The 12,070-nt window shown below is 32.3% G+C and carries 10 protein-coding genes; 2 read left to right on the top strand and 8 right to left on the bottom strand.

From position 1 onward, the window contains the following. Positions 1–237: 237 nt before the first annotated feature. The gene (locus DK442_RS05855; protein WP_109434930.1) at positions 238–816 is read left to right on the top strand and encodes a pseudouridine synthase; all 579 of its coding nucleotides are present in this window, start codon (positions 238–240) and stop codon (positions 814–816) included. A 16-nt stretch (positions 817–832) separates the two neighbouring features. Here the strand turns inward: DK442_RS05855 and DK442_RS05850 are convergent, their stop codons facing one another. From DK442_RS05850 to DK442_RS05815, 8 genes are all read right to left on the bottom strand, one after another. Further along, a complete protein-coding gene (locus tag DK442_RS05850; protein ID WP_109434929.1) occupies positions 833–2,323 on the bottom strand; it encodes a S41 family peptidase in 1,491 nt (496 codons plus the stop codon). Between the two features lie 110 nt (positions 2,324–2,433). Continuing rightward, entirely contained in the window at positions 2,434–3,558 is a 1,125-nt protein-coding gene (locus tag DK442_RS05845) for an AraC family transcriptional regulator (RefSeq protein WP_109434928.1), read from the bottom strand. Between the two features lie 91 nt (positions 3,559–3,649). After that, complete coding sequence (locus tag DK442_RS05840; protein ID WP_109434927.1) at positions 3,650–4,279, bottom strand: chloramphenicol acetyltransferase; 630 nt, start codon at positions 4,277–4,279, stop codon at positions 3,650–3,652. Between the two features lie 2 nt (positions 4,280–4,281). Next, complete coding sequence (locus tag DK442_RS05835; RefSeq protein WP_109434926.1) at positions 4,282–4,974, bottom strand: HAD family hydrolase; 693 nt, start codon at positions 4,972–4,974, stop codon at positions 4,282–4,284. Positions 4,975–4,980: 6 nt separating this feature from the next. Continuing rightward, positions 4,981–6,672: an energy-dependent translational throttle protein EttA gene (gene ettA, locus DK442_RS05830; protein WP_109434925.1), complete on the bottom strand. Its 1,692-nt coding sequence runs from the start codon at positions 6,670–6,672 to the stop codon at positions 4,981–4,983. 50 nt (positions 6,673–6,722) lie between these two features. After that, entirely contained in the window at positions 6,723–6,905 is a 183-nt protein-coding gene (locus DK442_RS05825) for a CAL67264 family membrane protein (RefSeq protein ID WP_101449145.1), read from the bottom strand. A 227-nt stretch (positions 6,906–7,132) separates the two neighbouring features. Next, on the bottom strand, positions 7,133–8,542 hold the full coding sequence (locus DK442_RS05820; RefSeq protein WP_109434924.1) for an alpha/beta fold hydrolase: 1,410 nt from the start codon (positions 8,540–8,542) through the stop codon (positions 7,133–7,135). 232 nt (positions 8,543–8,774) lie between these two features. Next, positions 8,775–10,208: a DNA/RNA non-specific endonuclease gene (locus tag DK442_RS05815; protein WP_109434923.1), complete on the bottom strand. Its 1,434-nt coding sequence runs from the start codon at positions 10,206–10,208 to the stop codon at positions 8,775–8,777. 232 nt (positions 10,209–10,440) lie between these two features. Between DK442_RS05815 and DK442_RS05810 the strand changes: the two genes are divergently transcribed. After that, positions 10,441–12,069 carry an acyl-CoA carboxylase subunit beta gene (locus tag DK442_RS05810; protein WP_109434922.1) on the top strand — a complete coding sequence of 543 codons (1,629 nt, stop codon included), beginning with the start codon at positions 10,441–10,443 and terminating at the stop codon, positions 12,067–12,069. Position 12,070: the final 1 nt, after the last annotated feature.

Raw genomic sequence — 12,070 nt, 5'->3', positions numbered from 1 at the left:
GATTGATTTACCTAAAATTTACCCAGTTGTCGCAATAACTTGCTACAGCGTATATATAAAACGTGAATATGAGCTGAAAATATATACAAAGATAGGGTATACATTTTAATTTAAAAAAGACTCTTTCATAAATTGCGGGATATAAGAATTTAGCCCCATAAAAAACTAAATCCTTAATTTCGCTTTTATCAAACTATATTAAAAGTGATTCTAAAGCATTGCGAATAGCAAATCCATATGGAAAAAGAAGAAAAACATCATCATTTTATGATCTATAAACCTTATGGATTTCTAAGTCAATTCATCAATAATGGGCAAAAACAAAATTCAAAGAAATTACTAGGAACACTATACGATTTCCCAGAAGGAATAATGGCTATAGGACGATTGGATGAAAAATCAGAAGGATTATTATTACTTACTACTGATGGAAAAACCAGTAATTATATATGCAGTGGTGGGGTCGAAAAGGAATATTATGCACAGGTAGATGGAGATATTACCGTAGATGCTATAAAATTATTAACACAAGGAGTGGAGATTGGTTTTGAAGGAAAAAAATACACTACAGCTCCATGCAAAGCTTTTAAATTAAAAACTACCCCTGAATTCCCACAAAGGAGCAAAAAAATAAGAGATGATAGGCATGGCCCTACAAGCTGGGTATCAATTACATTAAAAGAAGGTAAATTTCGTCAGGTTCGTAAAATGACTTCTGCGGTAGGTTTTCCTACACTACGACTTGTAAGAGTTCGAGTTGGAGAAATCTACCTCGACAGCATGCAGATAGGAGAAGTTAGAAAATTAATGTTATAATTTTATTTTTAAAATTTTATTTATTAAATATAGAAAAAGCTTTTTCTATTGCTGGGTCCTTATCATTAAGCATAACCATGGATTTATGAAAAGTTACCCATTCTCTAGAATATGGAATTAAAAAATCAGGAGTAATCCCTACATATTCATAGTTTTTATTGTTGCTAGACTCATATATCTCATTGGATAAACCAAAACTCCATCCATTGGGCAATTTTTTCTGTAAGACATCAGAAAAAATCCCCATGGTGTTAGAACCAATTCTAATTATATTTTTAAAACCAAGTGATCCTAAAACCATTGCTTCTGCAGAACTGCCAGTTTGAGATCCCATTAGAAGTATAACTTTTCCTTGGTATAGTTTATCTGAAGACTCAACATACACCTTACTTTCGAATGAATTTTCTACCCCAGTCCATATCTTTTTTGTAAAAATATTAGTTTTGTTTGTTGCAAAATACGACAGTATATCCATAGCCACCTGATCTGTACCCCCAGGATTAAATCTTAGGTCTATTATCAGATTTGGAGTATCAGACAACTGCGTAATAATAGAATCCATCATAACCTTCACTCCTTTTCTTTCTCCTCTAAGATATTGCCCAAGTGTTTTTCCTTTTTTAATATCATCAAAAACTTTTTCCCAATGTTTATCCCAATACTCATTAGAACTATAGCTTTCTGCAACATAAACATCTTGAGAATAACCATTCATACTATTAATTTGAATATATCCCACCTCTTTTTTTAATTTTCCCCATATCAGTAAGTCCTTATGATATCGTTTAAAATTATTTGTATTGTAGAGTTTTAGAATATTTTCTAGTGCATTGCTTCTCAAGGAAGTATAATCATATTCTTTATTCGAATCTGAAACCTCTTTTTCATTATCAGAAGGTTGACTCTCTTCTTTTTTTAGTTCTCTAATTTTTAGATATGCTTCACTTATATCTTTGGGCACTCGTAAACTAATATGTTCATCTTGAATTGCATCTAAGATTTCTCCGATATATCCATATAACTCTACCTCTGTTGTATGTTCTGTTATAAGATCTGTATGCTCTTTATATATTTTATCCCAATCAACTCCTCTTAATTTAGAATACGCATAATTTTCTTTAAATGTATGCCACAGAATATCAAAATTAAGCTTTGGGTCTTTAGAAGATAAAATAGGTTTTTCACACAATGTAAGAGGTTCTTTAAGTTTGTTAAACTTATATCTTGTGATGCCGTATTTAAGAATCATTGATACCTCATCAGTTTCTTCAATCTTATACAGATCGAATAAAGTTTCTAAGGAACCGGTCCAATCATTTAATGCACTAGAAGATGATGGCTGACACGAAATTTGAGTTACATCATACATTTTGTAGGTGGTTTCAGATATTTCTAAATACACCCCATATCCCTCTTGTAACCAATAGCCCTGAATACCTTTATCAAATTGGGAAAAACTACTCTGACAAAAAATAAGAAAAACGAAAATAAGATGAAAATGCTTCATTTTATAAATTAGTATTTGATTGATGATGACCTTAATAAATATTTTGAAGCATAAAAAAAAGGAATAAACAAAGGCCAATCGTATCAAATTATAATATGATACATAAAAAATCAATCTTTATTCAATTTCCTAAATTCAAAAGGTGTCTTTCCTGTAGTTTTTTTAAAAACTCTATTAAAAGTAGCTTTAGAATTAAAACCACATTCATAAGCAATACCTAATAATGTTATTCTGTTATACTCAACATCTTTAAGTCTATTAATTACGGCATCAATCCGGTATTCATTTACAAAATCTGAAAAACTTTTATCTAAACCCTCATTAATAATCCTGGAAGTCACATTTGGATGAATATCTAATTCTTTGGCAAGAGCACTAAGGGTTAATTCTGCATTTAGAAAGAATAAATTAGTTTCCATTTGTATTTTTAACCATTTAGCTTGTTCAATGATTTCTTTAGATGGGATATTATTTTTCTCAAGTGGTTTTTCTCTATCCTCTAATAAAATAATTTCAGGTCTTAAAAACCCTTCAGCACTTATCCAAATAGTAACTGCTGCCATTAAGATATAAAGTGGATAATAGTGTATTACCCCTAAGGAGTAATCAAAAACAAAATAATCTATAAACGTATAAGGAACCCAAAGAAACCAGAGTACAGCAAAGATAATGAGTAAGCGATACAACCAACCTAAATAATACTTGTGATCATTACTATAATTATTCTTAACCCATTGATGATAGTTCTTTATCGATTTTAATGCATAAAAACTATATAAGAGTACAGAAATAATAGCTATTAATTGTAATAATGGACTCGATATAAGGAAAGTTATGGTATCATAATTTGGTATTTCTTTATGTATACTTTCAATCCCTTGAATACTAGAAATACAGAACTCTACTAAAACAGGTGTGAAATGTAAAAAATGTTTCTTTTTAAGACTAAATTCCCTTTCGGTCATGTATTTGGTGTAAAAATAAATACATGGGCCTAAGGCCAGAGCATAATGAAGAGGAATCAAATTTAAAACATTATGTAAAGTATACAAATCAAAATCTATTAACAGTACCCAGCAATTCCATAACGAAATAATTATTGGAACCAAGCCCAGAAAACGATTTGCTTTTAAATTAAATCTTTTTGTGAAAATTAATAGAATTCCAAAAGTGATACCAATAATAACAGAGACCAGTATTGTGAAATTTAAAATATTTACAGGTAACTGAATCACATTACAATAGATTGATTATTTTATTAAAAATATAAAAAACAAAATAAACAATTCTTAATCAATGAATTAAAGATTTCAAAAGCTTTTATTACTATTCATTCAATAACTTTTGAAACTCCTCCAGGTATTGACCAATATGATATCCATCCATCAAACCATGATGTACATAAATCGCTACGGGTAAGTTTAATTTTCCATTGTCTTTTGAGTATTTACCAAATGAAATTTTGGGTACACTATCTTTATATTGAAAATGTCTGGCATGAGTAAGTCCTGTAAAAGAATACCAGGGAATAGATGAATAATGAATCGTATCTATTCGTTTTGCATTATCATTATGACGTAAACCTGTACTATTTTTTACAGCTTCAATTTCTTTTTGGGCTTTAGCCATAAAAATCTCGAAATTACTATCAAATTCCATAAATGAAAAACCAAAACTATGATCTTCTCTTCCAATAGTAGGAGATGCGTGAATCTTATTATATACAAACACTTTATCATCTTCTACTCTATACCTAAACTCTTCGATTGCATTAGCCGCCTGAAGAGATTTATGTAAATAATATAAAAAGTAAGGATATCCAAAATCTTTTATTTTTTGATATCCTTTTGTAAAATCAACAGTAGTTGTAATCCCAAAAAATGGTTCATCAAAACTTCCAAAGAACTCAAAATGTTCTTTTCGGCTCCAGGAATTAAAATCAAGTACTGTTTTCATTATTATAACACTTGTAAAAGCTCACTTGCTTTAGTAAAACTTCTAAAATTAGGATGATTGACTTCTTCATGCACCATTTCATGAGCCCATGTAGTATGAAAAGGAATATGAAAGGCGTGTGCTCCAATATTTAAAACGGGTAAAACATCTGATTTTAATGAATTACCTACCATTAGAAATTCCTTTTCTGTAATATCAAGATGTTTTACCAATTTACGATAATGCATTTCTGTTTTATCGGAAACAATTTCAATATGATGAAAATATTTTTCCAATCCTGATTTCATCAATTTACGCTCTTGATCTAATAGATCTCCTTTTGTAGCCATTACCAACCGGTATTTCTTGGATAACTCATTAAGAGTTTTATCAATTCCATCGATTAGTTCTATAGGCTCCTGAAGCATTTGCTTTCCTTTCTCAATAAGCTTTTCTACTAAACCAATATTCATTTCTCCATTAGAAATAGTAATAGCAGCCTCAATTAACGAAAGCGTAAATGGCTTGATACCATATCCATATAATGGAAGGTTTTTCATCTCCACATCAAAAAGCAATTTATTTGCCTCTTCTTTAGGTAAAAATTGTTCTAATAATTCACAAAACTCTTCTTCTGCTTTCCTGAAAAAAGTTTCATTAACCCATAGAGTATCATCAGCATCAAATGCAATGACTTTTATATTTTGAAATGACATCTAATACTATCTTACTAGTTTCTTGTACTTAATACGTTTTGGCATTAAATCCCCACCCAAACGTTTCTTTTTATTCTCTTCATAATCAGAGAAACTTCCTTCAAAGAAATACACTTGTGAATCTCCTTCAAAAGCTAATATGTGGGTACATATTCTATCCAAAAACCATCTATCATGAGAAATAACAACAGCACACCCTGCAAAGTTTTCAAGACCTTCTTCTAATGCTCTTAAGGTATTAACATCAAGATCATTGGTTGGCTCATCCAAAAGCAATACATTACCTTCTTCTTTTAAGGTCATTGCCAAATGTAATCGGTTACGTTCCCCTCCAGAAAGCGTAGATACTTTCTTATTCTGTTCGCTACCGCTAAAATTAAAACGGCTTAAATACGCTCTGGAGTTTACTTGTCTTCCTCCCATCATAACCAATTCTTGCTCATCACTAAAATTTTGCCAAATGGTTTTCTCTGTATCTATATTACTATGACTTTGATCTACATAGGCGATAGATGCTGTTTCTCCTACATTAAAACTCCCTTTATCCGGTTGTTCTTCTCCCATAATCATCTTAAATATTGTCGTCTTACCTGCCCCATTGGGACCTATAATACCTACAATACCTGCCTGAGGAAGGTTAAAGTTTAAATCTTCGTACAACAACTTATCCCCAAAAGCTTTACTTACTCCACTAGCTTCAATAACATTGGTTCCTAATCTAGGACCATTAGGGATATAAATTTCTAATTTTTCGTCAACTTGTTTTTGATCCTGACTTAATAATTTATCATAATTACTAAGACGAGCTTTTTGTTTTGCCTGACGTCCTTTTGGTGCCATTCGCACCCATTCTAATTCTCGTTCTAATGTTTTTTGACGTTTGGATGCTTGTTTTTGTTCTTGAGCTAATTTCTTTGCCTTTTGATCTAACCAAGAAGAATAATTTCCTTTCCAAGGGATCCCTTCTCCTCTATCTAATTCTAATATCCATCCTGCAACATTATCCAAAAAGTACCTATCATGCGTAACTGCGATAACTGTACCTTTATAATTTTGAAGGTGATGCTCTAACCAATGAACAGATTCTGCATCAAGATGGTTTGTTGGTTCATCCAATAAAAGAACATCTGGTTCTTTTAGTAAAAGACGACATAATGCAACTCTTCGTCTTTCTCCACCTGATAAAACACTGATTTTCTTATCAGAATCGGGAGTACGAAGTGCATCCATTGCTATCTCTAGTTTGGTATCTAGCTCCCAAGCATTACTTGCATCAATCTGATCTTGAAGATTTGCCTGCTTATCCATAAGCTCCTGCATTTTATCAGGATTTTCATATACTTCTGGAAGGCCAAACATATCATTAATCTTATTATATTCATCCAAAACAGCAACCGTTTCTGCAACTCCTTCCTTTACAACTTCTAATACTGTTTTTTCTGGATCTAACTGTGGCTCTTGTTCTAAAAAACCTACCGTATATCCTGATGCAAATACAACATCTCCCTGAAAGTTTTTATCTACCCCAGCTATAATTTTTAATAAAGTAGACTTACCAGAACCATTAAGCCCAAGAATACCAATTTTGGCTCCGTAGAAAAAACTTAAATATATATTTTTTAATACCGGAGTATTCGCACTTTTATACGTTTTACTAACTCCGGACATTGAGAAGATTACTTTTTTATCGTCTGACATATGCCCTTAAATTATATTTTTATTTGATGATTGATTGTATGTAAAAAGAGTTACACTCTTCCTTTTAAAGCATTAAAAACCCAGGCAATTGCAAAAAAGCCAACTCCTACAGCTGCAAAACCATATCCTGACACATCTCTATATCTAAATGCTCCTAATGCAATAAGTGCAAGGCCAACTAATATCATTATAAAAGTTGCCCAAGCCAATACTGTATTTTTATTCATTCCCATAAATTATTATTTAGTTTAGTACTAACACTTGTAATTTTTCAAATATAAGCAGATGCAAATATCGGTATTTTATAGTCAAAAAAAGTGATTTTTTATCCACTTATTATAACGTAAAGCATGTAAAACACTCAATAGCAACATTTAAGTCGTTTTGATAATTACAATAAGATCGAAAAATTAAATACAATCAAAAGAAAAACCAAATTAAATTTCTTTGTTAAGATTATTTATTTTTTTAAAGCTACGTATTCATCATTTACTATAGTTTGAGTAATTGATTTTCCTTCAATAAACTCTGCAGCTATTTTGGCAAAACTATTTTGTGCAAAAAGAGCTACAAAATGAGGAGCATCTGTTACACTCACCAATATCACTTCTCCTACTTTAGATAATTTTTTAACATGTCGAACTGCACCATCATAATCTGTTTTAGGATCTAAAGTACCTTGAAATATTACCGTTGGAGGCATTTTTTGAGGTATAGTGGCAAAATACTGATCACGTTGATAAGTTGGCATCGTATTTTCTGCAATAAGATTAGGTAAAGGACTTGAAAACAATAACTCTTTAGCTTCTTCTACAACATCAACTTTTTTCATTCCTGGTCTTAGATTATTTTCTGAGGCTGTTATTATTTGCACCAACGGAATTGAACTTGGAGATGTATCATATTTAGAGCCATAATCTTTATAAAAGTTAGTAATATCTTGCACAGCATCATTTAATACTTTAAAATCATTTTTTTCTAAACCCTCTATTATCGAAGTTAACTTATTTCTAGCATCAGGAATATCAAGCATCATCCCCAAGATTGAAGATAAATTTTGACCTGGTATCTGTTCTGCAAATTTCTTATCGCTCCGTGAACGTTCGATCAATTTTTCTAACCTTGAAGCTAAATTAACTCCTTTAGGATTAATTGTATCAAAATTCTGTAAAACCATACGCCCTACTTTATCTGTAACCTGAGATCGTTTACTCAAATCAAAATCACCATCATCTTGTAAAGGCACTAGAGAATCTAATAAAACTCCATCTACTTTTACCATATTTTGCTGCATTAATCTAAGGACTAATTGTGTACCATAAGAAACACCATATATGTACCTTTTCCCTTCTCCACTCAAGTTATTTATTAGTATCCCTAAATCCTTTGCTGCATTGGTAATCGAAAATGCCTGGGTATACGGTATATTACCAAACATTTGTCCTAAGCATGGACCCCATTCATCATTTGCCAATGCAATACCATTTGCAGATTCCAAACTCTCTTGTTCTGGGCATATCTTACTAGAGGCACCTGTACCTCTATGATCAGGAACAATTATATCTAAATGAGGAAATATTTCTTTAAATTTTGTTATTAAAGGATAAAAGCTTGCTCCTGATTCACCTGGCCCACCAGCAATTAACCAAATTGAACCTTCTCTTTTTTCTTTTGCGGGGAACTTCCTTATAAATAAATCAATGGTTTCTTCTTTTCCAGGTTCATGAAATAACGGAGTTTTTACTACTGCACACAGAGATAATTTTAATTCTGGTATAGTTTCAGAGGTATTACATATTTCAAATTGAGCATTAGAGGTGGACACAAAAGACACTATCCCGACAAAGGAAAAAAATAATTTTCTAATCATTATTGTTATTCTTATTCTTACTTTAATTGATTCATTTATTTCCAATAAAACTAAAATGGCAATAGAACTGGAGTAAATGTATAAATATTAAAAACCTACCAAATTATTTTTGCTTTTTTTAACGTTACTTTTTCGATTTGATCCATCTCTATCTTAAATTTCAATTTTAGAATACACAAAAACGGATGCCCTATTATAAGAACATCCGTTTTAAGATATATAAGGTATGTTTTTAATTAAAAGACCTGTTATCTAATCTCGATTCTACTACTGATTCAATAGAATTAGGTATATTTTCAAAAAAGTCATACCCTGTAAGGTTTTCAATATCATCAACTGTTGTTATATATTGTCTCCAGTCACTACTAACATTTTGATCATTAGGAACATTGATAGCAATCATTCTAGTTGAGGTCGTTACTCTATTGATATCGTTAGAGCCATTTGGTAATATCAATGCAACTTTCCAAAAAGAATCGGGTACATTAACCCTTCCATTACTTAAAGTTGATCTAAAACCATTACTTCCGGTACCACCAGTACCTGTGACACCTGATACGATATGAACTTCGTTACCTGCATCTACCAATGTTCTTAAATATCTCTCAAGTCCTACCCATGGTCTTGTGTTATTTCTAGGTGCTTGTGGTGCCATATTGGTCATAAAAAAAGTATTCTCATTTTCCTGAGCCGTAACGGTTCTGTCTGCAGATGGGCAGATATGTCCTCTATGAAATCCAGAACCTCTATATTCATTTTCTGTTATTCTATTAAAGGTACTTGGCAAAGATGTATCTTGCTGAAAGCAGTTACAACGTCCCCTGCTTCCTAACCAATCAGCATTTAGATGCCAACTCACCCAATTTGGTGTACCATTATTATTATTGTAGGATAAAGCAAATTCTGGTTTAGACAAGAAATAATTATTTGCATTAGAATTTGCATTAGAAGGGTTTCCAAAAGCAATATTACTATTTCTTCCGCCACCTTGGTTGCCTCCGCCGCCATCACCACCACCTCCGGTAGTACCAGTAACAATTTCTAGATTATCAATATTAATTCTGTTACGTCCTCCTGAAGCTTTGGAAATACCATATCGTACACTACGGGTTTCATTCACTTCAAAAGAAACGGTGTTTAATATTGTAGAGGTTGTATTTACAGTTTCTCCTACAAAAGACCACGAGGATCCATTATCATAAGAAGCTATTAATCTCCAGGAAGAATTTCCATCATTACCGTATTTGGCATGACGAACACGAACAGTTCTTGCCCCATTATCCATATTAAAGGACATTACAGCATATCCTGTATTTCTCATTCTAATAGATTTTCTTCCAAACTTTCTATCTCTTGATAGTGTACCTATCAAAGCATCGTTAAATGACCAGTTTCCAGAAGATAAGTTAACACTTCCACTCGCATATCTTGGTTTTGAACCAGACTCATATCCTTCTGTAAAGCCTGATGACCGTTTTGCAGAAAAATTATGCTCATGTGGACCTTCATTATCATAAAAATTAGTTGTCACATCAAACTCACCGTTAATGGCTAAGGGGACAGATTCAATGGGTTCATAAACAGAATCATCATTGGTATCACAACCTGCAATTAGTAAAGTAATTACAAAAAGAAAAGGGAAAAAATTGACATTCAAAAGTCTCATAGTTGAATTTTTAGGTTATTGATTTGTGTTATTTTAATTTCAAAATAATCGTAAATGCATCATAACACTGTTAATCACTTACCAAAAAAATGTTATCAAACAATTAATAATCAATACTTTAATTAATGAAAAAATAACACTTTAGAAACATCACTATAACTATTCTTAAATTCAATATGTATTCTTTATAAACTGTACCTTTTTTGTATTTTCGTGCAAACAATACACACAAATGGATATAAACTTCAATAAGAACGAAGATCATAATAAACTTTTAGCATCAGACCTAAGGCAGCGACTAGCCAAAGTAAAATTAGGAGGGGGTGAAAAACGAATTGAAAAACTTCATTCTCAAGGTAAAATGACCGCCAGAGAAAGAATTGATTATTTATTAGACAAAGATTCTGAATGTATTGAAATTGCTGCTTTTGCTGGTGAAGAAATGTATCAAGAACACGGTGGATGCCCCAGTGGCGGTGTTGTTGTCAAAATTGGATATATTAGTGGTAAACAATGTATTGTCGTAGCAAATGACGCAACGGTTAAGGCCGGTGCATGGTTTCCTATTACTGGAAAGAAGAATTTAAGAGCTCAGGAATTATCTATAGAAAACAAACTACCCATTATTTATCTTGTTGATAGTGCCGGAGTATATCTTCCTATGCAGGATGAAATATTCCCTGATAAAGAACATTTTGGTAGAATCTTTCGTAACAATGCCGTAATGAGTAGTATGGGTATTGTCCAGATATCTGCGGTTATGGGAAGTTGCGTTGCTGGTGGTGCCTACCTTCCTATTATGAGCGATGAAGCATTGATAGTTGATAAAACCGGAAGTATTTTTTTAGCAGGAAGCTATTTGGTAAAAGCTGCAATAGGTGAAACTATTGACAATGAAACTCTAGGCGGAGCGACTACACATTGTGAAATCTCTGGAGTCACAGATTATAAAGCCAAAGATGACAAAGATGCTTTGGATACAATTAAAAATATAATCTCAAAAATCGGAGACTTTGAAAAAGCTGGGTTTAATCGTGTTAAACCTGCTAAACCTAAAGATAACCCAGAAGAAATTTATGGCATATTACCAAAAGCCAGAAATGAGCAATACGACATGATGCAAATCATTAGTCGATTGGTTGATGATTCTGAATTTGAAGAATACAAAGCTGGATATGGACAAACTATTATAACTGGATATGCACGTATTGACGGTTGGGCTGTTGGTATTGTTGCCAATCAACGTAAAATTGTAAAAACCAAAAAGGGAGAAATGCAATTTGGAGGAGTTATTTATTCAGATTCTGCAGATAAAGCCACTCGATTTATTGCTAATTGTAATCAAAAGAAAATACCATTAGTATTTCTGCAAGATGTAACTGGATTTATGGTTGGGAGTAAAAGTGAACATGGAGGTATTATCAAGGATGGTGCAAAAATGGTAAATGCTGTAAGTAATAGTGTTGTTCCAAAATTTACTATTGTAGTCGGTAATTCCTACGGAGCAGGGAATTATGCCATGTGTGGTAAAGCATACGATCCCAGGTTAATTGTCGCATGGCCAAGTGCAGAACTCGCTGTAATGGGAGGTGCCCAAGCTGCAAAAGTATTATTACAAATTGAAACGGCTTCTTTAAAAAAGAAAGGTGAAGAATTATCTGAAGAGGATGAAAAAGCTCTTTTTAATAAGATTAAAGGCAGATATGATGCTCAAACCTCTCCATATTATGCCGCAGCAAGAATATGGACAGATGGTGTAATTGATCCCTTGGATACTAGAAAATGGATTTCTATGGGTATTGAAGCTGCAGACCATGCCCCTATCGAAAAGAAGTTTAATTTAGGGATTATCCAGGTATAAA

The organism is Aquimarina sp. AU119 (assembly GCF_900312735.1).
GTDB classification, from domain to species: Bacteria; Bacteroidota; Bacteroidia; order Flavobacteriales; family Flavobacteriaceae; genus Aquimarina; species Aquimarina algiphila.
This window is presented reverse-complemented; position numbering and strand designations above follow the sequence as displayed.